General features: G+C 61.7%; 23 protein-coding genes and 1 tRNA gene. 6 read left to right on the forward strand and 18 right to left on the reverse strand.

The features are described 5' to 3' along the window. Positions 1-138: 138 nt before the first annotated feature. The 6 genes from LDN75_RS15400 to LDN75_RS15425 all read right to left on the reverse strand — a co-directional run bounded on the left by LDN75_RS15400 (position 139) and on the right by LDN75_RS15425 (position 3,571). The gene (locus LDN75_RS15400) at positions 139-933 is read right to left on the reverse strand and encodes an IclR family transcriptional regulator (protein WP_223933225.1); all 795 of its coding nucleotides are present in this window, start codon (positions 931-933) and stop codon (positions 139-141) included. Positions 934-1,165: 232 nt separating this feature from the next. Continuing rightward, a complete protein-coding gene (locus LDN75_RS15405) occupies positions 1,166-1,456 on the reverse strand; it encodes a hypothetical protein (protein WP_223933227.1) in 291 nt (96 codons plus the stop codon). 111 nt (positions 1,457-1,567) lie between these two features. Next, positions 1,568-1,643 (reverse strand) — tRNA-Val (locus LDN75_RS15410). Between the two features lie 55 nt (positions 1,644-1,698). Next, complete coding sequence (locus LDN75_RS15415) at positions 1,699-2,655, reverse strand: Sir2 family NAD-dependent protein deacetylase (protein ID WP_223933228.1); 957 nt, start codon at positions 2,653-2,655, stop codon at positions 1,699-1,701. Then, positions 2,652-3,155 carry a peroxiredoxin gene (locus LDN75_RS15420; RefSeq protein ID WP_223933230.1) on the reverse strand — a complete coding sequence of 168 codons (504 nt, stop codon included), beginning with the start codon at positions 3,153-3,155 and terminating at the stop codon, positions 2,652-2,654. Before LDN75_RS15420 ends, LDN75_RS15415 begins: the two co-directional genes overlap by 4 nt. Beyond that, positions 3,152-3,571, reverse strand: a complete 420-nt coding sequence (locus tag LDN75_RS15425) for a DUF3052 domain-containing protein (protein ID WP_216925434.1) — start codon at positions 3,569-3,571, stop codon at positions 3,152-3,154. Before LDN75_RS15425 ends, LDN75_RS15420 begins: the two co-directional genes overlap by 4 nt. A 381-nt stretch (positions 3,572-3,952) precedes the next feature. Here LDN75_RS15425 and aceE point away from each other — a divergent pair, with 381 nt between their 5' ends. The 6 genes from aceE to LDN75_RS15455 all read left to right on the forward strand — a co-directional run bounded on the left by aceE (position 3,953) and on the right by LDN75_RS15455 (position 11,997). Then, positions 3,953-6,730 carry a pyruvate dehydrogenase (acetyl-transferring), homodimeric type gene (aceE, locus tag LDN75_RS15430; protein WP_223937597.1) on the forward strand — a complete coding sequence of 926 codons (2,778 nt, stop codon included), beginning with the start codon at positions 3,953-3,955 and terminating at the stop codon, positions 6,728-6,730. 218 nt (positions 6,731-6,948) lie between these two features. Continuing rightward, positions 6,949-8,193 (forward strand): PucR family transcriptional regulator, encoded by a 1,245-nt coding sequence (locus tag LDN75_RS15435; RefSeq protein ID WP_223933231.1) that lies wholly within the window; start codon positions 6,949-6,951, stop codon positions 8,191-8,193. Between the two features lie 88 nt (positions 8,194-8,281). Further along, positions 8,282-9,211 (forward strand): ACP S-malonyltransferase, encoded by a 930-nt coding sequence (locus LDN75_RS15440; RefSeq protein ID WP_223937598.1) that lies wholly within the window; start codon positions 8,282-8,284, stop codon positions 9,209-9,211. Beyond that, the gene (locus LDN75_RS15445) at positions 9,208-10,269 is read left to right on the forward strand and encodes a beta-ketoacyl-ACP synthase III (RefSeq protein WP_223933232.1); all 1,062 of its coding nucleotides are present in this window, start codon (positions 9,208-9,210) and stop codon (positions 10,267-10,269) included. Before LDN75_RS15440 ends, LDN75_RS15445 begins: the two co-directional genes overlap by 4 nt. A 115-nt stretch (positions 10,270-10,384) precedes the next feature. Further along, on the forward strand, positions 10,385-10,630 hold the full coding sequence (locus LDN75_RS15450; RefSeq protein ID WP_011692310.1) for an acyl carrier protein: 246 nt from the start codon (positions 10,385-10,387) through the stop codon (positions 10,628-10,630). A 131-nt stretch (positions 10,631-10,761) separates the two neighbouring features. Continuing rightward, on the forward strand, positions 10,762-11,997 hold the full coding sequence (locus LDN75_RS15455; RefSeq protein WP_223933233.1) for a beta-ketoacyl-[acyl-carrier-protein] synthase II: 1,236 nt from the start codon (positions 10,762-10,764) through the stop codon (positions 11,995-11,997). A gap of 88 nt (positions 11,998-12,085) precedes the next feature. On the opposite strand, the gene LDN75_RS15460 is transcribed toward LDN75_RS15455, so the two are convergent. From LDN75_RS15460 to rimM, 12 genes are all read right to left on the reverse strand, one after another. Continuing rightward, positions 12,086-12,589, reverse strand: coding sequence for a DUF3145 domain-containing protein (locus LDN75_RS15460; protein ID WP_216923837.1), 504 nt, complete (start codon positions 12,587-12,589; stop codon positions 12,086-12,088). Between the two features lie 232 nt (positions 12,590-12,821). Further along, the gene (locus LDN75_RS15465) at positions 12,822-13,748 is read right to left on the reverse strand and encodes a tyrosine recombinase XerC (RefSeq protein WP_223933234.1); all 927 of its coding nucleotides are present in this window, start codon (positions 13,746-13,748) and stop codon (positions 12,822-12,824) included. A gap of 64 nt (positions 13,749-13,812) precedes the next feature. Beyond that, a complete protein-coding gene (gene dprA, locus LDN75_RS15470; protein WP_223933236.1) occupies positions 13,813-15,030 on the reverse strand; it encodes a DNA-processing protein DprA in 1,218 nt (405 codons plus the stop codon). An 11-nt stretch (positions 15,031-15,041) separates the two neighbouring features. Then, positions 15,042-16,583: a YifB family Mg chelatase-like AAA ATPase gene (locus LDN75_RS15475; protein ID WP_223933238.1), complete on the reverse strand. Its 1,542-nt coding sequence runs from the start codon at positions 16,581-16,583 to the stop codon at positions 15,042-15,044. Then, on the reverse strand, positions 16,583-16,948 hold the full coding sequence (locus LDN75_RS15480; protein WP_223933240.1) for a YraN family protein: 366 nt from the start codon (positions 16,946-16,948) through the stop codon (positions 16,583-16,585). Before LDN75_RS15480 ends, LDN75_RS15475 begins: the two co-directional genes overlap by 1 nt. A gap of 115 nt (positions 16,949-17,063) precedes the next feature. Beyond that, positions 17,064-17,408 carry a DUF2469 domain-containing protein gene (locus LDN75_RS15485; RefSeq protein WP_216923842.1) on the reverse strand — a complete coding sequence of 115 codons (345 nt, stop codon included), beginning with the start codon at positions 17,406-17,408 and terminating at the stop codon, positions 17,064-17,066. A gap of 68 nt (positions 17,409-17,476) precedes the next feature. Beyond that, positions 17,477-18,187: a ribonuclease HII gene (locus tag LDN75_RS15490; RefSeq protein WP_223933242.1), complete on the reverse strand. Its 711-nt coding sequence runs from the start codon at positions 18,185-18,187 to the stop codon at positions 17,477-17,479. A gap of 5 nt (positions 18,188-18,192) precedes the next feature. Next, the gene (gene lepB, locus LDN75_RS15495; protein ID WP_223933244.1) at positions 18,193-19,026 is read right to left on the reverse strand and encodes a signal peptidase I; all 834 of its coding nucleotides are present in this window, start codon (positions 19,024-19,026) and stop codon (positions 18,193-18,195) included. Next, complete coding sequence (gene lepB / locus LDN75_RS15500) at positions 19,027-19,701, reverse strand: signal peptidase I (RefSeq protein WP_223933246.1); 675 nt, start codon at positions 19,699-19,701, stop codon at positions 19,027-19,029. A gap of 81 nt (positions 19,702-19,782) precedes the next feature. Continuing rightward, entirely contained in the window at positions 19,783-20,136 is a 354-nt protein-coding gene (rplS, locus tag LDN75_RS15505; RefSeq protein ID WP_223933248.1) for a 50S ribosomal protein L19, read from the reverse strand. A gap of 247 nt (positions 20,137-20,383) precedes the next feature. Beyond that, positions 20,384-21,181: a tRNA (guanosine(37)-N1)-methyltransferase TrmD gene (gene trmD / locus LDN75_RS15510; protein ID WP_223933250.1), complete on the reverse strand. Its 798-nt coding sequence runs from the start codon at positions 21,179-21,181 to the stop codon at positions 20,384-20,386. Further along, a complete protein-coding gene (gene rimM / locus LDN75_RS15515) occupies positions 21,182-21,733 on the reverse strand; it encodes a ribosome maturation factor RimM (protein WP_223933252.1) in 552 nt (183 codons plus the stop codon). Positions 21,734-21,826 lie beyond the last annotated feature (93 nt).

The raw sequence follows: 21,826 nt of genomic DNA on the forward strand, positions 1-21,826 counted from the left end.
CCGTTGGCCCGGTGAGATAGTGAATGGCATCACCGCCAAGATCACTATGGTGAACAGCGTACAGCTTGTTGAACTTGCTGCCAAGGTTGAAATCAGATTTATTCAATCCGGGGAAATGTGACGCACGGCATTCGGTGACTATCCCATGGGATTCCCCAGGGAACGGGCCAGTTCCTTGAGCTCCTTAACCATGAGTGCGCCTTGCTCCTCGGAGTACGTGGCCTTCAGCGCAGTAACGGAGAGGCCGAGGCTGGGGCCGTGCGCTCCATGCGTGGGCACGGGAACAGCCAGGCACACCACGCCAACAGTGGATTCCTCGTCTTCGAAGGCATACCCCTGCTTGCGGATAGTGCCAATCTGCGCCTTCAGTTCCTCGGCCGTACGCAGCGAGTTCGGCGTCATGACCGGAAGTTCCATTCCATCCGGGAACATGGCATCGATATCGTGGTCGTGTAACTGCGCCAGGAGCGCCTTTCCCACACTGCAGAGGGAAACCGGCATCTTATCGCCAATGTTGGAGGTCAGCCGCACAGCTGGATGACCCTCATAGCGGGCAAGGTAGATGACATGGTCCCCGTCCAGCATTGCGATGCGGACAGTTTCGCCGGACAGGGTTGGTGCCTGCTCGCAGTACTTATAGAACTCCTGCACCTCGTCCAACCGGCTCAAGTAGGCAGCACCGAGCTCCACGAGCTTCCGCCCCAAGGCAAAATCTGCCCCTTGCCTGGTAATAAGCCGTGCTTCTTCGAGCGCCAGCAGGAGATTGGACGTGGAAGATTTGGGAATCCCCAGCTCCCTGGACAGATCACTCAGCGTGAGGCGACCCGACGATGACTCAGCAAGTGCCTCCAGAACTGCCGCAGCGCGGGTCACCGCAGGTGCCGGCGAAGAGGCGCCCAGCCCTTCGGAGCGGGTGATGCGGGAATCGGCCATGATTCTCCTTCGTCATGTCAAACCGGCTGTTCATTCAGCTGAACAGTACCCATCATAGTGTCAGTCTGAGCTGTTAGACCGGCAAGAATGACGACTGTACCGACATACAAGGCTTCATGAAGGGCTTTGCTTTCCAAACCGAAAAGTTCGCTGTATATTCATTTTCGAGCTCTCCACCGCGGCATCCCCCAATAGTCGTGGTGGAGAGCTCATCCATTTCCCGGCCCGGATTCTACGCGGCCGCCAGCTCTTCGCCCCGCAGGTACCAGCCACCACCGCTTCCATCGCGCACGAGTTCCCATGTTGCCAGGTGGGACAGTGCGTTGTTTCCCAGCCGCACCTGGACTTGCAGGACCTCAACATCCACGCGGCCCTGCCCCCGGGGCATTCGCTTGGAGTTCTCCCACCATGGCACCCTCTCGAACCACCTGAACGGCTCTTCGGCAATTTGCCACTCGTGACAGCCACGGACCACCGCCGTGGCCGTGCCGTCCGACGTGCTGCGGATGTATACCTGTTCCATAAGCCAGACACTAGGCGCGGGCACCGACTTTTTCCGACCGGCCTTTTCTGCCTGGGGAAAACGAAAAACCCCGTCATTCCAAACCTTATGGTTCAGGATGACGGGGTTTCTTGGTGGGTCCTACCGGGATCGAACCGATGACATCCACGGTGTAAACGTGGCGCTCTACCAGCTGAGCTAAAGACCCAAAGTGCGGCTTCAGTGCCTTAGCGCTTCAACCAACGAACAATGACTCTACATGATCATTCGGGAGAAACACCAATCGGGCCGCCTGCCGCAGGAAGCTCGGGCAAATTCCGTGCGAGGTAACCCAGGGCGCCGCTGACTCCGACGTCGAGTTTCAGGGCAGCAAATTCGTCACCACGCGTTTGCCCCCTGTTGATGATGACCACAGATTTGACGGCTTTTGCCGCATGGCGCACGAACCGCAACCCACTCATCACCGTAAGCGAGGAACCGGCAACCAGGAGGGCTTCGGCTTCGTCCACCATGGCATATGCCCGTTCGACGCGGTTTTTCGGCACGCTTTCGCCAAAGTAGACGAAGTCGGGCTTCAGCGTGCCACCACAAACAGGGCAAACAGCCATCACGAACGACTTGATGAGTTCCGGATCTTCCACCGTGGCATCAGCGTCGGGCGCCATCTCCACCACGCCTGCCTCAAGCGCGGCCGCCACGAACCCCGGATTAAGCTCCTCAAGGATGGCGGCCAGCAGTTTTCTGGAAAATATGTGCCCGTCCTCAAGGCAAATCACCTGGTCGAAGCGCCCGTGCAGATCCACCACGTTGATGCTCCCGGCATCCTCGTGGAGCCGATCCACGTTTTGGGTGATGAGGCCGGTCAGCAGGCCCCGCCGTTCCATGAGGGCGACGGCGTCATGGCCTGCGTTCGGATGAGCATGCCGGAGGTGGGACCAGCCGATATGGTTCCGCGCCCAATACCGCCGTCGATTGGCAGCGCTGCCAATAAATTCCTGATACGTCATCGGGTTCCGGGGCGCTGAACCAGGTCCGCGGTAATCCGGGATGCCGGAATCGGTGCTGAGGCCGGCGCCAGTGAGCATGGCTAGCCGCTTGCCGGCCAGGATGTCGAGGGCCTTTTGCAGGGCCGCCTCTTCCCCTGCCTCCAAGGTGGCAGCGAGGGCGGGCTCCATGCTGGCGAATCCGGTCATACCCACACCGGGCCGTACCTGCTTCACCCCTGCTGCTCACCCAATTCGGAGAGCGCCTGACGGTAGCCTGCGAGGTCCCTCGCCTGTCCCCGCGGATTGACCACCACATACCGGACTATTCCCTCGGCATCGATGATGAACGTTCCCCTGAGAGCCATCCCGCTACGGGCATCAAAGACCCCGTAAGCCTGTGCCACCGCTCCATGTGGCCAGAAGTCGGCCAAAAGATCGAACCCGTAGCGTTCTTGCTCGGCGTACGCACGCAAGGCGAATTTGCTGTCCACGGAGATAGCCAGCACAGTTGCGTTCGAGTCTTCGAAGATGCCGAGATGGTCGCGAATCTCACACAGTTCTCCCGTGCAGATGCCGGAGAACGCGAACGGATAGAAAACCACGACAACGTTGCGACCCCTAAAATCCGACAAGCGGACAGGCTCGCCATACTGATTCAAGAGTTCAAAGTCAGGCGCAACCTGTCCGATCCCAGGGACGAGTACGGGGGCCGGCGCTTGCTGGACTTCCGTCACTTGTTCTTCTTTGGCACCAAGCGGGTGGCGCTCCAGTCCTTCGAGACCCCGGCAGAAGTGGTGAGGTGCAGCCCGGACGTGGGAGCCGCGTCCTGGATGTCGGCCGGGGAAACGTAATTGTCGCGGCCGGATTTGGGGGTCAGAACCCACACCACGCCGCCTTCTTTCAAGGTGGTGAGCGAATCCATCAGAGCATCGACCAGGTCACCATCGCCGTCCCGCCACCAGCAAATAACAGCGTCTACGACGTCATGATCATCTTCATCCAACAGCTCAGAGCCCGTGACATCTTCAATGTCGTCACGTAAGTCGAAATCGACGTCGTCGTCGTAGCCGCGTTCCTGAATCAGATCCCCGTCTTTGAAACCCAATCTTTCCGCCACATTTACCGATGTGGCGGCGTCGGCCTCGCTCACGTTTCCTCCTTTTGAAGTGACTTCCATTACTAACAGCCAACACCCTTTGGGCGTGTGCTTCAAGCCATTGTCCCTGCGATGACGCATATTCCGCACTACCTAGGGTGTTTCGGGGCTGTGACAATTACGTGGCTTCCGTCACGGAGGGCACCAACATGTGACATACAACGCCCCTGAAGCCCCGCGGCTACGCATCCCAGCGCTGTCAAAGCTAGAGTGGCCATGAGCGCTTTGGCTGCAGGGCGATCGCCCCGAGGAATTCTACTGGGCAGCCATGCGCTCACAAGACCTGCCCGGCGCATCCGACCGGGCTGTTGAAACCGAGATGTCGCACACGACGCGTTCATGACGGGCAGTTACCCTGCCGGACCTGAGGCGCCGATGCATGCGCCTAAAGGAAGGTTGGACGTGGCTGCAGGAGAAGAGACCTCACACATCCTCAGCGGGTTGACTGCCCAGCTGCCTGATCGTGATCCGGAAGAGACCGCGGAGTGGATTGAGTCACTTGATGCGTTGATCGCGGAGCAGGGCACGGAGCGTGCCCAGTACATTATGCGTTCGTTGTTGCAGCGTGCCGGTGCCCGGTCGGTGGGTGTGCCGATGGTGACGACCACTGATTATGTGAACACGATCCCGGTGGACCAGGAAGCAGAGTTTCCCGGGAACGAGGAGTTCGAGCGCCGGTACCGTGCGTACATGCGTTGGAACGCCGCGGTCATGGTCCATCGTGCGCAGCGGTCCGATATCGGGGTGGGCGGGCATATTTCCACCTATGCCGGCGCGGCGACGCTGTACGAGGTCGGGTTCAACCATTTCTTCCGCGGCAAGGACCACCCCTCGGGCGGGGACCAGGTGTTCTTCCAGGGCCACGCGTCCCCGGGCATGTACGCCCGGGCGTTCATGGAAGGCCGGCTCTCGGAGGAGGACCTGGACGGGTTCCGCCAGGAAAAGTCCCGGGAAGGCCATGCCCTGTCCTCGTACCCGCACCCGCGCCTGATGCCGGACTTCTGGGAATTCCCGACCGTGTCGATGGGTATCGGGCCGATGAACGCGATCTACCAGGCCCAGTCCAACCGGTACCTGCACAACCGCGGGATCAAGGACACCTCGGACCAGCAGGTCTGGGCGTTCCTGGGTGACGGGGAAATGGACGAGCCCGAGTCCCGCGGCCTGCTCCAGCTCGCGGCGAACGAGAACCTGGACAACCTGAACTTCGTGATCAACTGCAACCTCCAGCGCCTGGACGGGCCGGTGCGCGGCAACGGCAAGATCATGCAGGAACTGGAGGCGTTCTTCCGCGGCGCGGGCTGGAACGTGATCAAGGTCGTCTGGGGCCGGGAATGGGACTCCCTGCTGGAAGCGGACGCCGACGGGGCGTTGGTGAAAATCATGAACGAAACCCCCGATGGTGACTACCAGACCTACAAGGCCGAGTCCGGCGGGTTCGTCCGGGACCACTTCTTCGGCAAGTCCCCGCAGACCAAGGACATGGTCGCTGACCTGACCGATGACCAGATCTGGGGCCTCAAACGCGGCGGGCACGATTACCGCAAGGTCTACGCCGCGTACAAGGCAGCGACCGAGTTCAAGGGCAAACCCACCGTGATCCTGGCCAAAACCGTCAAGGGCTACGGCCTGGGCCCGCACTTCGAGGGCCGCAACGCCACCCACCAGATGAAAAAGCTGACCATGGAAGACCTCAAGGCCTTCCGTGACCACCTGCGCATCCCCATCAGCGATGACCAGCTCGACGCGGACCTCTACCGGCCCCCGTACTACCACCCCGGCATGGACGCCCCGGAAATCAAATACCTCATGGAACGCCGGGCCGAACTCGGCGGGTTCGTCCCCGAACGCCGCCGCACCCACACCCCCGTCACCCTGCCCGAGGCCAAATCCTACGAAGTCGCCAAACGCGGATCCGGCAAACAACAAGCCGCGACCACCATGGCCTTCGTCAGGCTCCTGAAGGACCTCATGCGGGACAAAAACTTCGGCGCCCGGTTCGTGCCCGTCGTCCCGGACGAATCCCGCACCTTCGGCATGGACGCGTTCTTCCCGACCGCGAAAATCTACAACCCCAAGGGCCAGAACTACCTCTCCGTGGACCGGGACCTCGTCCTGGCCTACAAGGAATCCCCCGCCGGGCAACTGATCCACCCCGGCATCAACGAAGCCGGCGCCGTCGCAGCCTTCACCGCCGCCGGAACCGCGTACGCCACCCACGGCGAACCCCTGGTCCCGATCTACGTCTTCTACTCCATGTTCGGCTTCCAACGCACCGGAGATTCCTTCTGGGCAGCAGCGGACCAAATGACCCGCGGCTTCATCATCGGCGCCACCGCAGGACGGACCACCCTCACCGGCGAAGGACTCCAACACGCCGACGGGCACTCCCCCCTCCTGGCCTCCACCAACCCCGCCGTGAAAACCTACGACCCCGCCTACGGCTACGAAATCGGCCACATCATCCGCCACGGCCTCGAAGAAATGTACGGCGACAACAGTACTGATCAGAACGTCATGTACTACCTCACCGTCTACAACGAACCCATCACCCAACCCGCGGAACCCGAAAACCTGGACACCACCGGGCTGATCAAGGGCATCTACCACCTCGCCCCCGCACCCGAAGGCGACACCAACCGGCCCACCGCGAACATCCTCGCCTCCGGCGTGTCCGTGCCCTGGGCCATCGAAGCGGCCCGCATCCTCAACGAGGACTGGGGCGTCGCAGCCGACGTATGGTCCGTGACCTCCTGGAACGAACTACGCCGCGACGGCCTCGCCGCCGAGGAACACGCCTTCCTCAACCCCGGCCAACCCGCCCGCACCCCGTTCATCACCGAACAACTCGCCGGCACCACCGGACCCGTCATCGCCGTGTCCGACTACATGAAAGCCGTCCCCGACCAAATCCGCCAATTCATCCCCAACGACTTCGCCTCCCTCGGAGCAGACGGCTTCGGCTTCTCCGACACCCGCCAAGCCGCCCGCCGCTACTTCAAAAACGACACCCACTCCATCGTCGCCAAAACCCTCCAACTCCTCGCCGCCAAGGGAGAAGTCGAAGAAGGTGCCCTGGAAAAGGCCATCGATAAGTACCGGCTCCTGGATGTGAACGCCGGCACCACCGGCGGAGCAGGCGGCGACGCCTAAGAACGGCGACGCTTAAGAGCACGGAGAAGTCCTGGCAGTGGCCCAAGACGACACCACTCAAGCAGTAACCGCGACGGCGGCATCCACCGGAAGGTGGGTGGCGCCGTCGGGCGTTTAACAAAGCCTTTTCACTGCTCAACGTGACGTGACCAGCGACAACGTAAGTTGTAGCCTTCGCACAAATGGAGCTTGCCAGAGATGCACCGTATGCTCGTTGCATGGCAGAGCCCAGCAAAACAACTACAAAGCGCAAAGCAGCTACCCAGGCATTGTCGCCGGAAAAGGCGGAGACTCTGCGGCAGCTCCGTGCAAACGTGGGGCAATTGTCCACCAGCACCATGCGGCAGCTTGAGAAATCCCTGCCTTGGTACAGCCGGCTGAGCTCTGATGAACGCTCCGCGTTGGGACTCGTGGCCCAAAACGGCATTGCCGCTTTCGTGACGTGGTATGAGCGACCCAGTTCGCCGTCCTGGATCCTGACGGATGTTTTTGGCAACGCGCCAACTGAACTGACCCGCTCCATCAGCCTGCAGAAAGCCTTGCAGTTGATCCGCATTGTTGTGGAGGTTGTCGAAGACCAGGTTCCGGTCATCGCCCCCGAATCGGACCAGCCTTCGCTGCGTGAAGCCGTGCTGCGCTATTCCCGTGAAGTGGCGTTCGCAGCCGCGGATGTCTATGCCCGCGCTGCTGAATCACGCGGATCCTGGGATACCCGGCTTGAAGCGTTGATCGTGGACGCGATCCTGCGGGGCGAAAACACGGACGCGTTGCGATCAAGGATTGCCGCCCTGGGCTGGAAAGCGCAGGAGCGCTTCACGGTCATGGTGGGCAACTCGCCATCGGAACCCAGTGCAAGTTACGTCAGTGACTTACGCCGGACGGCGGGCCGTTTTGCCGAAGACGCGCTGGTAGGAATTCAAGGCGACCGCCTCATCCTCATCCTCGGCGGAGTCCAGGACCGCGATACGGCATACGTAAAGCTCAGTGAACTGTTTGCCCCGGGCGCCGTTGTATATGGGCCTGAGGCGGGCTCGTTGCTGGAGGCCAGTAATTCCGCCCAAGCCGCCTTCGCCGGCCTTACCGCTGCCCGCGCCTGGCCCTCCGCTCCGCGACCCGTTGCAGCGGACGACCTCCTCCCGGAACGCGTTGTTTCCGGGGATGATGCGGCCCGGCGATCACTCATCAAGAACATTTACCGCCCGCTGCTGGCGGCCTCAAACGGCCTGGTGGAAACCCTGGGAACCTACCTTGAGCTGGGCCATTCATTGGAGGCCACGGCGCGTGAATTGTTCGTCCATGCCAACACTGTGCGCTACCGTTTGAAGCGTGTCTGCGATGTGACAGGCTGGGATCCGCTCCTCCCGAGGGAAGCTTTCGTACTTCAAACTGCCTTGGTGGTGGGCCGGCTTTCGGCCCAGCCCAAAGCCGCCCCCGAGCGTCACGCATCGCGTTCACAGAACTGAACCGTTGTAGACTTCCTACAAACTGACCCAGTGAGCTTGGTGTACGAAAACACCAGTGGATCACGTGGCAATTTGGAAAGCTGGATACGTGCTTGCAATCGTCTGCCCTGGACAGGGCTCCCAGACCCCTGGATTTTTGGCCCCTTGGCTGGAACTCCCCTCCGTCGAAGGCCAATTGGCCACCCTGAGCGAGATCGCAGGCATCGACCTCAAAGCCCACGGAACCACCTCTGATGAAGAAACCATCAAAGACACCGCAGTGGCCCAACCGCTGATCGTTGCCGCAGGCCTGGTGGCAGCCAAGTCTTTGTTCGATGTCGAACTCAGCACACTTCCTGTGGTCCTTGCAGGGCACTCCGTCGGTGAAATCACGGCTTCAGCCCTTGCGGGCGTCCTCACGGAGCAGGAAGCCATGACCTTCGTCCGCGAGCGTGCCAACAGCATGGCCGCCGCAGCGGCCGTAACCCCCACAGGCATGAGCGCCGTGGTGGGTGGCGATCCCGCAGAGGTCCTCGCGGCCATCGAGGCATCCGGCGCCACTCCTGCCAACGTCAACGGGGCTGGCCAGACAGTCGCCGCAGGAACGTTCGAGCAGCTCAAGGCCTTGGCGGACAACCCTCCGGCCAAGGCACGCGTCATCCCCTTGAAGGTTGCCGGCGCCTTCCACACGTCGCACATGGCTCCCGCCGTCAGCGCGCTGGAAGCACTGAAGCCTTCCTTGTCTCCGCAGGACCCCAAGGTCCCCCTGCTGTCCAACTACGACGGTAAGGAAGTTACGGCAGGTTCTGCCGCCGTCGACAGCATGATTGCACAAGTGTCCAGGCCCGTCCGGTGGGACCAGTGCATGGAGAATCTCACGGCACGTGGAGTTACCGGTGTAATCGAGCTGGCTCCCGCCGGTACGCTCGCCGGCCTGGCCAAGCGTGGAATGCCAGGGGTCAAGACAGTTGCCGTCAAAACTCCGGATGATTTGTCCGCGGCGCTGGCACTCTTCGCCGAATTGGAGGGACAAGCGTGAGCACCCCGGTACTCAACAAGGCCAAGGTCAACGAGAATGCCCGCATCCTGGGTATCGGCGCTTACCGTCCCGATGTCATCGTCACCAACGACGACGTCTGCCAGTGGATCGATTCCTCGGATGAATGGATCCGCCAGCGCACCGGTATCATCACGCGCCACCGCGCACCCGCTGGTGTCAGCGTCATCGACATGGCCGAAGGTGCCGCCCGCGAAGCCATCCAGCGGGCGGGGATCGAACCTTCCCAGCTGGGTGCAGTCATCGTCTCCACCGTGACCCACCCTTACGCAACGCCGTCGGCCGCCGCTGCCCTTACCGAGCGTTTGGGCGCGACGCCGGCACCCGCCTTCGACATCTCCGCCGCCTGTGCGGGGTACTGCTACGGCGTGGCCCAGGCTGATGCGTTGGTGCGCTCCGGTTCTGCCGAATATGTCCTGGTGGTTGGCGCCGAGAAACTCTCGGATGTCATCGACAACCACGAACGCACCATCTCGTTCCTGCTCGGCGACGGTGCCGGCGCCGTAGTGGTGGGACCGTCCGATACTCCCGGCATCGGACCGTCTGTGTGGGGCTCGGATGGCAGCAAGTGGAACGCGATCGGCATGACGCATTCCCTCGACGAAGTCCGCACCCTTGGGGAGACTGCCCGCCATTCGGATGAGTCCGATGACCAGGCGATTATTTCCGCCGCGCAGGATGTTTGGCCGACGCTGCGCCAGGACGGCCAGACGGTGTTCCGCTGGGCCGTCTGGGAAATGGCCAAGGTCGCGCAGCAGGCACTCGACGCTGCCGGCATCGAAGCCAGCGACCTCGCGGCTTTCGTGCCGCACCAGGCCAACATGCGGATCATCGACGAGATGGTGAAGAAGCTGAAGCTTCCGGAGACCGTTGTGGTTGGCCGCGACATCGCCCAAGCCGGCAATACGTCAGCTGCTTCCATCCCCCTGGCCACGCACCGCCTGCTCCAGGAGAACCCTGAACTCAGCGGTGGGCTGGCCCTGCAGATCGGCTTCGGCGCCGGATTGGTGTTTGGCGCCCAAGTAGTCGTTCTGCCATAAGACCTGGACCGGCCCGGTGGCCTCCAGCCAACTGAATATGACTTACAAACCCAAACCGTAACCGCGGTTTGCCCCCTTTCCGGCATAGCCGGCACAACAAGAAAAGGAGCCAACAATGGCTAGCAACGAAGAAATCCTGGCCGGCCTGGCTGAAATCGTCAACGAAGAAACAGGCCTGGCTACCGAAGCTGTCGAGCTGGACAAGTCCTTCACCGAGGACCTGGACATCGACTCCATCTCCATGATGACCATCGTCGTGAACGCCGAAGAGAAGTTCGGCGTGCGCATCCCTGACGAAGAGGTCAAGAACCTCAAGACCGTCGGCGACGCCGTCAGCTTCATCGCAAACGCCCAGGCCTAAGCCTGGTACCAGCTGTGCCGGGCCAGGATGCTTAATCCTGGCCCGGCACAGCCGCAGTAACGCCCAAAGTTTTTCCTGCCGCCCCCCGCAAATCCGCAGAGGGGACGGCTGATCCGACAGAGAGTGATCGCATGGCACGCAAAGTAGTCATAACCGGTCTGGGGGCCACCACTCCCATCGGCGGCGACGTCCCCACAATGTGGCAGAACGCGCTGAAAGGGGTCTCAGGTGCCCGCACGCTCGAAGACGAGTGGGTGGCTAAGTACGACCTCCCCGTCCACTTTGCGGCCAGGTGCTCGACGCCCGCCCTGGAAGTCCTGAGCCGGGTAGAAGCCAAGCGCATGGATCCGTCCACGCAGTTTGGCGTCATCGCTGCCCGGGAAGCATGGGCTGACTCAGGCATCGAGGACATCGACCACGACCGCCTGGCGGTGGCTTTTGCCACGGGCATCGGCGGCGTATGGACGCTCCTTGATGCATGGGACACGCTCAGGGAGAAGGGTCCGCGCCGCGTCCTGCCCATGACCGTTCCAATGCTCATGCCCAATGGCGTGGCCGCTGCCGTCAGCCTTGACTTGGGCGCCCGCGCCGGAGCGCATACCCCTGTTTCCGCTTGCGCATCCGGTACCGAGGCCCTGCACCTTGGCTTGGACCTGATCCGTTCCGGCAAGGCCGACGTCGTCATGTGCGGTGGAGCCGAAGCCGCTATCCACCCGATGCCCTTGGCAGCCTTCTCGTCCATGCAGGCGCTCTCACGCCGCAATGACGAGCCCGAGCGTGCTTCCCGGCCCTACGACGTAGACCGCGATGGCTTTGTCATGGGTGAGGGTGCCGGCGCGCTGGTACTCGAAGCAGAAGAGCATGCGATCGCCCGCGGCGCGCGCATCTACGCTGAGCTTGCCGGAACCTCGGTAACGGCTGACGCCTACCACATCACGGCCCCCGATCCCGAAGGCCTTGGTGCCACGCGCGCACTGAAGGCCGCGATGTTCGACGGCCGGATCCAGGCCGAAGACGTAGTCCACGTCAATGCCCACGCCACCTCCACCCCGGTTGGCGACAAGCCCGAGTACACGGCCCTGCGTGCCGCCCTGGGGACCCACGTGGACAACGTTGCGGTCTCTGCCACCAAATCCCAGATGGGCCACCTCCTGGGTGCCTCCGGGGCTGTAGAAGCCGTCCTCACCGTCTTGGCTGTCTATGAGCGCAAGGCACCGGTCACAATCAACCTTGAGAACCAGGATCCCGAGATCCCGCTCGACGTCGTGACCTCCGCTCGTGACTTGCCCGCAGGTGACATCGTCGCGCTGAGCAACTCGTTCGGATTTGGCGGACACAACGCCGTCATCGCGGTGCGCAACGTCTAAGACGGGCTTTGCCTCATTGAGACGTGAAGAGGGCCCCACCACCAGGTGGGGCCCTCTTCATTGCTATGGGGTGTGGTTCTACGTACAGCTAACCAACTTGGTGCAGCCACCGGACCGGAGCGCCTTCAGCTGCGTGGCGGAAGGGCTCCAGCTCCTCGTCCCAGGCCTCACCCAGGGCCAACGACAGTTCGTGGTAAACGGCCGAAGGGTCTCCCGCTCCTGACTCATAGGCATAGCGGATGCGGTCCTCACTCACCATGATGTTTCCATGCACGTCTGTGACCGCATGGAAAATGCCGAGCTCAGGGGTATGCGACCAGCGGGCCCCGTCCACGCCTTGGCTCGGTTCTTCAGTGACCTCATACCGCAAATGCGCCCAGCCCCGAAGAGCGGACGCCAACTGGGCCCCGGTGCCGGGCGTGCCGGTCCAGGACAATTCAGCCCGAAACATTCCGGGCGCAGCTGGCTGAGGGGTCCACTCAAGATCGGTCCGCTTGTCCACGACCGATCCGATAGCCCACTCAACGTGCGGGCACAGTGCCGTAGGGGCCGAGTGCACGAACAGGACACCGCGGGTTGTTGCAACAGACATTCCATCCTCCATAGCTGTAGGTACGTCTTCCCCAACGACCTCTGCCACGGATGTTTGCTGTTGCTGCCCGGCCCTGTCATTCTTATGGACCCTGCAGGCTATTCAATTAGCTAAGACTCTTTGATTCTGGCACGAAACGAACCCTCAACCCTAAATTGAAGGTTCGGCGGTGGTGCTTTCATTTTGCCGTACCCTTCCCTTTTCCGCCAGTGCAACTCCCTGGCCGTCATCTTCAGGCGCGAGGATGGGCTTGCTGGTAACTCTTCCGAAGCCTGTCCACGGAAACATGGGTGTATATCTGGGTAGTGGCGAGGCTGCTGTGGCCAAGAATTTCCTGCACCGCCCGAAGGTCGGCCCCACCATCGAGCAAGTGGGTGGCGGCACTATGCCTCAATGCGTGGGGCCCGGTTGCAGCGGTGTCGCCAAGGGCTTGCAGCAAGGCGGCCACAACTGCACGGACTTGGCGTGGGTCAACGCGGTTTCCCCTCACGCCCACGAACAGGGCTGGCCCGCTCGTTGCATTTACCAGCGTCGGCCGTCCCCGGCGTAACCAGTCGTTGACGGCAGCGGCAGCCGGAACTCCGAACGGAACGGTCCGCTCCTTGTTTCCCTTGCCAATGACACGGAGGGTCCTTCGATCCGGATCCACATCATCGATGTCCAGCCCCGCAAGCTCCCCGACGCGCACACCCGACGCGTACAGCAGCTCCACCATGGCACGGTCCCGGAGGGCCAGTGGACCTCCATCCGCCGCGGCGGTATCCAGGCTATCTACCAGCCTGGCAATTTGCTGCTGCTGGAGGACTCCCGGCAACGACTTCTCCCGTTTGGGCGCTTGCAGGCGAATGGCAGGATCCGTGGCGATCAGTTCCTCCCTCAGGGCCCACCGCGTAAACGACCTGGCGGTAGCGGCACGGCGGGCGAGAGTGGACCGGGCCATCCCTGCTTCACTTTGCGCCCCTAGCCAGCGACGGAGGGAACCCAGCTCCAATTGATCGAGATTGCGTATGCCCTCCTGGACGGCGAATCCGAGAAGGCTATGCACATCTGCCATATACGCGCGGACTGTATGTGCCGATCTCGCGCGCTCACCGCGGAGATAGCGTTCGAAGCCCTCCACGGCGCTCTCCAGCGATGCCGGCAATGATTCTGCGTCCACCCTTCCACTTTGCCAGCAACATGCACCGTCCGGGTGCATCAACATGCTTCGCTACCTGCCCGCCTCAGGCATTCTTGGTTCGCTTCCAGGCCCCCCGTTCAGAGGATGCCAGTCCTAGAAGTCCCAAGCGCCCCAGGCCGGCACGCACAGAGTCCGGGCTGAGGCCGGCAACTACCGTGAGTTTTTCCACGGAGCTCACTGATCGAAGCGGCAAGGCGTCCAGGAGAATCAGGTCTTCCAAGGACAAACCATCATGGGGTGCTGCCGCCGAATCTTTGTCAGTGACCATCATCTCGCCGTTCTGACCGGCCAGTTCAGCTATTTCTCCGACGTCCGTCACGCAGATCGCCCCACCATCCCGAAGCAGCCGGTGGCAACCAGCCGAGTTCGCACTGTGAATGGATCCGGGAACAGCTGCCACTACCCTTCCTATGCCCTCAGCATGATGGGCTGTGTTGAGTGCGCCTGAGCGCCACCGGGCTTCGACCACCACCGTGACAGATGCCAGCGCAGCGATGAGGCGGTTTCGCTGCAGGAATCGATACCGTGTCGGGGCAGAGCCGGGTGGAACCTCGGAAATCACGGCACCTTGGTTGGCCACGGCACGAAGAAGGTCCTCGTTTCCGGATGGATAGAAGCGGTCCACGCCCCCTGCCATGACCGCAATGGTTGGTACGGTTGCGGCCCCGCTACGGAGGGCCCCACGATGGGCGTGGGCGTCAATGCCGTAGGCGCCCCCGGAAACTACGCAGTAGCCGCGTTGGGCCAAACCGTAGGCAAGATCCCCCGTAACCGACGCTCCATAGCTTGTGCTGTCCCTGGACCCCACCAATGCGATGGTCTGCCGGGCTGGCGGAAGGGGTTGCTCGTGTCCCCGCCACCACAGGCACAGCGGCTCCTGCAGGCCCAGGTCCGACAACTGCCCAGGCCATAGCTCGTCACCCGGAACAATCAGGCGGCCACCGAGTCTCTTCATCGTCTCCAGGTCGCGGTCCGGCGCGAGGTCCGGGACACGCGGAGCCCAGCGCCGCTTGCTGTCCGCGAGCCCCGCCCAGGATGCCGACCCTCCGCTTTCCGCCAGCAAGGCGGAGATCTCCTGTTCAAGCCCTGGGCCGGCAGCGAGTTCGCCCGTCGCGATACCCAGCGCGTCAACTGCTCCAACTGCATGAACCAATGCGAGTCCCACGGAATCCTGCGGTTCCATCAGACGGGCCAATGCTGCCCGCGCAATCTTTTCCTTTTCCTGCGTTCCCAGCACCCTTGCGCCTGTGCCTTCCTTCATCACGTTGTCCTTCATGCCGTTGCCGTCGCTTGTCGGAGGCCGAGCGCTTGTCCGATGTGGTCTGCGGAGGGAATGTTGCTATGGTCCAGGTCTGCCAGCGTCCAGGCCAATCGGAGAACGCGGTCATAGCCGCGGGCCGTGAGAATGCCTCGTTCCAGGGCCGTGTCCAGGATGCGGGTGGTGCCAGGTGCCAGCCTCAGTTCCCCGCGCAGGGTGCGTCCCGGCACTTGCGAGTTGGTCTCGATGCCGAACGCCCCCAGACGTTCGGCTTGCCTCTGCCTCGCAGCAAGTACGCGCCCTGCGACAGCGTCCGTGCCCTCTTCCGTGCCGGACTGTCCAAAGTCAGCAAGGGAGACGCGCTCCACCTGGAGTTGTATGTCGACGCGATCCAAGAGGGGACCCGATATGCGCCCGAAGTACCGCCTGCGCATGAGTGCCGTGCATGTGCAGTCCATCCCCTTGCCCGAGGCTTTGCCGCAGGGGCAAGGATTGGCTGCCAGCACCAATTGGAACCTCGCAGGGTAAGCCGCTGTTCCTGCCGAACGGTGAATCACCAGTTCGCCGCTCTCCAGGGGCTGGCGCAAGGCATCCAGGACGCGCCGTTCATATTCTGGAGCCTCGTCAAGGAAGAGGACCCCTCGGTGTGCCCGGGAGGCAGCACCGGGGCGGGGAAGTCCCGAGCCACCTCCGATGATGGCAGCTGCAGTGGCACTGTGGTGGGGATTCTCGAACGGCGGCCTCCGAAGCAACGTGCCTGTAGATGAGCGGACCGCTGCCAGGGAGTGGATGGCAGTAACCTCCATTGCTGCCTTGTCCTCCAGATCAGGTAAGAGTCCCGGCAAACGCTCTGCAAGCATCGTCTTACCCGCACCCGGTGGACCGGTCAGGAGCATATGGTGGCTACCGGCGGCAGCGACCTCCAGCGCACGCCGGGCATCAGATTGCCCGGAAACGTCGGAAAGATCAGGCACGATGCCCATGGCGTCATCGTTCCCATCCTCCGGATCACTGCCGGTCGGGTCGTAGTCCAGGGCGAGGTCTTTCGGGTCCGCACCGAAATCGTACGCAAGGCGGGCGAGGGTCCGGTATCCCCTGACTTGTGCCCCCGGTACCAGCGCTGCCTCAGCGACGTTTGCTTCGGCGACCACAATCTCCGGATATCCTGCCTGCACAGCGGCCATGACTGCAGGAAGGATGCCCCTCACTGGCCGCAACCGGCCATCCAAACCGAGCTCAGCTATGAATACCGTTCCATCGATGGATCGAATGTCCTCCGCAGCACGGAGAACAGCCATGGTGATGGCCAGGTCAAAACCCGAACCCCGCTTGGGCAAGGATGCCGGAATGAGGTTGGCCGTGATCTTCCGCCGGCTCAAGGGAATTCCCGAGTTTTGTGCCGCGGAGCGTATCCGTTCTTTGGCTTCGTTTAGTGCGGCATCAGGTAGTCCCAGAATCACGAATGCGGGAAGGGTCTGTCCGATATCGGCTTCTACCTCCACGATGTAACCGTTAAGTCCCACCAAGGCAATGCAGTAGCTGCGCCCCACCCCCATCAGCCAACACCCCTCAGGTGTTCCATTTGGGGATCCCCAATGCCGTTATGGATGACTGACACCACATCTACACGTCTTCGCGGAGCATTCAGTTCATGCTCACGGCACCACGACGCCGCGAGCCGGTGCAACCGTGCCAGTTTGGCTGGACCTACTGCTTCAAAGGGATGTCCGTAATCCAGGCTGCTGCGGGTCTTAACTTCCGCGACCACCAGGGTGTCACCCTCCAGCGCCACGATGTCGATTTCACCGTCGACGCACCGCCAATTTCGATCGACGATCCGCATGCCCTGGCCTTCCAGGAATCCTGCCGCCAAAGCCTCGCCGTTACGGCCAAGAATGTCTTTTGCCCTCATGAGCACCACCTCCGCTACCCAGCTTTATCGCTGGCAGCGGCCGGTGACAGACAGTCCTGGCGCTATGTGGGTAAACCCGTCACATCACCGTGTTGTGGAGGAAGAGTTAAGCGCGGATGCGGGGCTAGTTTCCGAGATCGCCCAGGTCTCCGAGGCCACCGTCCTTGGGCAACGCAAGATCCTCGTTGCGTGGCAGTTCCTCGACGTTGACGTCCTTGAAGGTAATGACCCGGACATTTTTCACGAAGCGGGCTGAACGGTAGACGTCCCAAACCCAAGCATCCTGCAAGGTCAAATCAAAATAGACTTCGCCGTCTGCACTGCGGGCTTGTAAATCAACATGGTTGGCCAAGTAGAAACGCCGCTCAGTTTCGACAACGTAGCTGAACAAACCGACAACGTCCCGGTATTCGCGGTAGAGCTGCAGCTCCATGTCGGTTTCATAGTTCTCAAGGTCCTCGGCGCTCATAGTTCCATCTTGCACCATCTGCCGCGCACCGGACGCCATCCGCAGGACAGACGCTGCGTAGCAAGCCTTTAGGACACATCTGGTCCAGTCAGGTTCCAGCTTGTCCGGTGGTAGGGACTGGGACCCTGCAGCCTGATCACTTCGCGGTGCGCTGCGGTGGCGTAACCCTTGTTTTCGTTCCAGCCGTAGGCAGGTACTTCAGAGTGCAGATCCACCATGATGCGGTCGCGGGCTACTTTGGCCAGGACACTGGCAGCGGCCACGCTCAGGCAGCTCATATCCGCTTTCACCCTCGTATGGACGGGAGCTTCACACCAAGGTCCCGTGGACGCGGTGTCGAACAGTGACGCTTGAACTTCCGGAGAGAGCCAATTGTGGCTGCCATCCAACAACACCACATCAGGCGTGACGCCACCGGCGAGGATCTCAAACCATGCCCGCGTTCCCGCCAGGCGCAGGGCCGCTATGATACCGACGTCATCGATTTCCCGGGCGGACGCATGGCCAACTGCAGATGCTACGGCCCAGTCCCGGACCAGAGGCTCCAACCGGTCGCGGTCCTCGGGCTTGAGCAACTTGCTGTCCCGGACATCGGCCAGTAGGGCGTGGTCCTCGAGGTTGACCACGGCGATTCCCACACTCACAGGGCCAGCCAGTGCACCCCTGCCAACCTCGTCCACGCCAGCCAGCAACCGCACGCGGGGAGACAGGAAGGAACGCTCGACGTCAAGGGTCGGAATTTCGGTCGGTGCCTTGGTCTTCAGCCGGGTGCTTGCCATGGCTGTTACTTTCCTGAAGTGCCCGCGGGAACGTTCTTGAAGACATCAGGGTAATTGTCCAGCACAGTCCACCGTTTGACGGGCCAGGCTATGACCGTGGCTTTGCCTTCGACGTCCTCGATATTAATGAAACCACCATTGACTTCCTGGTGCGCCCGGGAATCGGCCGAGTGGTTGCGGTTGTCTCCCATAACCCAGACTTTGCCCTCTGGAACGATGATGTCGAACGGGTTGGGCTGCGGTACTTCCGAGGGGTTGACGTAAGTTTCGTCCACGGGAACACCATTGATACTGAGGCGACCTTGCGCGTCACAGCAGGAAACGTGGTCACCCGGGAGCCCGATAACCCGCTTGACCAGATGCTGTTCATTGTCGTCGGCCGCCAAGCCAACGAATTCCAAGGTGTCGCCTACCCAGTCAAGAGGGCCGGCCGGTTTTTTCAGAACTGCCGGAAGCCATCCCTGCGAATCCTTGAAGACCACTACATCGCCGCGTTCCAAGGCGAAGGGCTCCGGCACCAGCAGGTTGATGAAGATGCGGTCATTCACGTCCAAGGTGTTTTCCATCGATTCAGATGGAATGTAGAACGCCCGGAAAAGGAATGTCTTGATAAGGAAGGAGAGCACCACGGCAATCGCCACGACCGTGACGATTTCCTTCAACCAGCCAAGGACAGGGTTCCTGCGGGGCTTATCGCCCTCGTCCGCTTTGTTGCCGGTAGCGTCAGCAGTGTCATCGACCGGGCGGGGCTCAGCCACACCGGCGACGCCAGCCGTCCCGTCCGAGAGCCGCACGTCGTCGTCGTGCGGCTCGGGATTCTCGGGAACTCTGTCCGGCATTTATTGTCCGTTCTTTGATGGTTCGGCCTGCGTGGTGCGAGGCACTTCTGCAAATCTATCAAGCGGCCAGATGATCTGGACCGGTCTGCCGATCACCCGGTCCAGCGGGACCATTCCTCCACCGGGCGCTCCCAGCAATCCTCGGGAATCAGCAGAGCGGGATCGGTGGTCGCCCATCAGCCAGAGCCGTCCCGCGGGGACCACGACGTCGAACTTCTGTGTGCTGGGTTCATCGCCGGGGTAAACATAGGGTTCCTCAAGTACCTGACTGTTCACTGTGAGGCGCCCATCGACGGAGCAGCACTGAACGTGGTCCCCCGGAACACCAATGACCCGCTTCACGTACGTGGTGTCGCTACCCGTAAGCCCGAGCCACTGGCTCACAGCTGCAGCCGCGTCAACAAATGGACCCCTACCGCTGCTGAGCGGGGCAAACGATCCACGCCCATCAAAGACAACGACGTCCCCGCGCTTGATGGGATCCGTGGTGAATGCTGTGCGTGAAACCAGGATCCTATCCCCGGTGCCGAGCAACGGCTCCATGGACTCGGAAGGAATGTAGTAGACGTCGATCCACAGGGAGCGGACCAACCCGCTGATTGCGACGGCAAGGACCAATGCCAGCAAAGCAAAACGCCAGCCCTGTTTCCGGGGCTGGCGTTCGGCTGTGTCCATGACTCGTATCCCTGTTGCGTTGCGGATTGCTCCGGAACGAACCGGGCACGAATCCTGGACCCGTTGCGTAAGTCGGTGGACTTACTTGGCGAAGTCGCGCTTTTCCTTGATCTTCGCAGCCTTACCGCGCAGTGCGCGCATGTAGTAAAGCTTGGCACGACGGACGTCACCCTTGGTGACGACCTCGATCTTGTCGATGATCGGGGAGTGCACCGGGAAGGTACGCTCTACGCCGACACCGAAGGAAACCTTGCGCACGGTGAAGGTTTCGCGAACGCCGTCACCCTGGCGGCCCAGGACGAAGCCCTGGAATACCTGGATACGGGAGTTCTTGCCTTCGATGATGTTGACGTGAACCTTGAGGGTGTCACCCGCGCGGAACTCAGGAACATCGTTACGCAGCGAGGCTGCATCTACGCTATCGAGGATATGCATTGATCCACTCCTGGTGAACGCCACAGGTCATTCACTTTGGGTTACGGCAGACAAGCCCGCGGCACCAAAGCCAGCCGGAAATCTCCGCCGAAGTTTCTTAGTGTCCGGTTCCCGCCACTGTTTGGCGGCACCGGGTTGTCCGGCTGTTGGCTACGCTCCCCCTGTGGCAGGTGCTAGCCCAGCAGACACAAGGGTTAATTCTGCCACACGCCGCAGCATCCGGCCAATTGTGCAGATTCGCGGACAGTTATTGTGCTTCGTGCCCGGGACGGCTGCGCAGGCGCCCCTCCACGACGTCGTAGCCCAGGTCCGCAAGGGCGTTGCGGTCCGCGCGACTCAACTGACCGGCGTCGAAGTGTTCAAGGAGATCCGGACGGCGCTCGGCAGTGCGGCGGAACTGTTCATGGCGCCGCCACTGCGCGATCTTCCCGTGATTGCCGCTGAGCAGCACCGGCGGCACTTCGTGGTCCCGCCACGAGGATGGTTTGGTATACACGGGATATTCCAGGAGCCCGTCTGAGTGGGACTCTTCAATAAGGGATTCGGGGTTGCCTACAACGCCTGGGAGCAAGCGGCCGATTGCTTCAACCATGGCCAGGACAGCAACCTCGCCGCCGTTGAGGACGTAGTCGCCAAGGCTGACAGGCCGCACCGTGAAGTGCTCGTGGGACCAGTCGATGACACGCTCATCAATCCCCTCGTAGCGTCCGCAGGCAAAGACAAGCTGTTCCTCTTCTGCGAGCTCGTAGGCAAGCGCCTGGGTAAACCTCTCCCCCGCCGGCGAAGGAACAATCAGGACAGGTTTAGCGCCCTCACGAACGCCGGCAACCGATTCGAGCGCCTGTGCCCACGGCTCGGGTTTCATGACCATACCGGCGCCGCCACCATAAGGGGTGTCGTCCACGGTCCGGTGCTTGTCAGTGGTGAAGGTACGGAGGTCGTGGACGTTAAGTTCCAGCAGCCCATCCTGACGGGCCTTGCCTATCAACGAAAGTTCAAGCGGAGCAAGGTACTCAGGGAAAATGCTGACAACATCGATCCTCATTCAGGCATCATCTCCGGCGCCGTCCCCGGACTCCCCTGCTGTGTCATCGTTGATTTCGAAGAGCCCGGCAGGCGGAGTGATGAGGATGAACCCCTCCTCAATGTTGACCTCGGGAACGATTTCGTCGACGAAGGGAACGAGGATTTCCTTTCCTTCCTCCGTCTTGACCGTCAACAGGTCCTGAACCGGCAGTGTGGTCAGCGCGGCAACTTTGCCCACAACCTGTGTGCCAACGCGCGCTTCCAGGCCAACGAGTTCGTGCTCGTACCAGCCTTCGTCGTCTTCGTCGTCGAGTTCTTCGGTTTCGATGAAAAGCTTCGCACCACGAATGGCTTCGGCGGCGTTGCGGTCAGCAATCTCTTCGAAGCCGAGCAGGAGGATGTCCTTGTTCCACCGGGCACTTCGGATGGTCAGCGGGCCAGCAGCGGCCGGCTCCACAACGAACTCGGTTCCGGCGACGAAACGCTCTGAGGGGGCGTCGGTAAGCACTTGGACCGTCACCTCGCCGCGGATGCCATGGGGTTTGCCGATCCGGGCCACCTGGAGCTGCATGGGTTCCTCTGAATTCTCGTTGTGCCCGCGCTGCCGGGCAGCTACGGAATGAAATGATCGATAAAGCAATCCGGCCCCTCCACCATATTCGGT

The organism is Arthrobacter sp. StoSoilB5 (assembly GCF_019977235.1).
Taxonomy (GTDB): domain Bacteria; phylum Actinomycetota; class Actinomycetes; order Actinomycetales; family Micrococcaceae; genus Arthrobacter.

Coding starts and splice junctions, on each gene's coding strand:
- lepB (WP_223933246.1), bottom strand. CDS start 19,701: ATGGACACAGCCGAACGCCAGCCCCGGAAACAGGGCTGGCGTTTTGCT.
- LDN75_RS15455 (WP_223933233.1), top strand. CDS start 10,762: ATGGCACGCAAAGTAGTCATAACCGGTCTGGGGGCCACCACTCCCATC.
- aceE (WP_223937597.1), top strand. CDS start 3,953: ATGCATGCGCCTAAAGGAAGGTTGGACGTGGCTGCAGGAGAAGAGACC.
- LDN75_RS15485 (WP_216923842.1), bottom strand. CDS start 17,408: ATGAGCGCCGAGGACCTTGAGAACTATGAAACCGACATGGAGCTGCAG.
- trmD (WP_223933250.1), bottom strand. CDS start 21,181: ATGAGGATCGATGTTGTCAGCATTTTCCCTGAGTACCTTGCTCCGCTT.
- lepB (WP_223933244.1), bottom strand. CDS start 19,026: ATGCCGGACAGAGTTCCCGAGAATCCCGAGCCGCACGACGACGACGTG.
- rimM (WP_223933252.1), bottom strand. CDS start 21,733: ATGCAGCTCCAGGTGGCCCGGATCGGCAAACCCCATGGCATCCGCGGC.
- LDN75_RS15475 (WP_223933238.1), bottom strand. CDS start 16,583: ATGGGGGTGGGGCGCAGCTACTGCATTGCCTTGGTGGGACTTAACGGT.
- LDN75_RS15400 (WP_223933225.1), bottom strand. CDS start 933: ATGGCCGATTCCCGCATCACCCGCTCCGAAGGGCTGGGCGCCTCTTCG.
- LDN75_RS15490 (WP_223933242.1), bottom strand. CDS start 18,187: ATGGCAAGCACCCGGCTGAAGACCAAGGCACCGACCGAAATTCCGACC.
- LDN75_RS15450 (WP_011692310.1), top strand. CDS start 10,385: ATGGCTAGCAACGAAGAAATCCTGGCCGGCCTGGCTGAAATCGTCAAC.
- LDN75_RS15460 (WP_216923837.1), bottom strand. CDS start 12,589: ATGTCTGTTGCAACAACCCGCGGTGTCCTGTTCGTGCACTCGGCCCCT.
- rplS (WP_223933248.1), bottom strand. CDS start 20,136: ATGCATATCCTCGATAGCGTAGATGCAGCCTCGCTGCGTAACGATGTT.
- LDN75_RS15405 (WP_223933227.1), bottom strand. CDS start 1,456: ATGGAACAGGTATACATCCGCAGCACGTCGGACGGCACGGCCACGGCG.
- LDN75_RS15435 (WP_223933231.1), top strand. CDS start 6,949: ATGGCAGAGCCCAGCAAAACAACTACAAAGCGCAAAGCAGCTACCCAG.
- dprA (WP_223933236.1), bottom strand. CDS start 15,030: ATGAAGGAAGGCACAGGCGCAAGGGTGCTGGGAACGCAGGAAAAGGAA.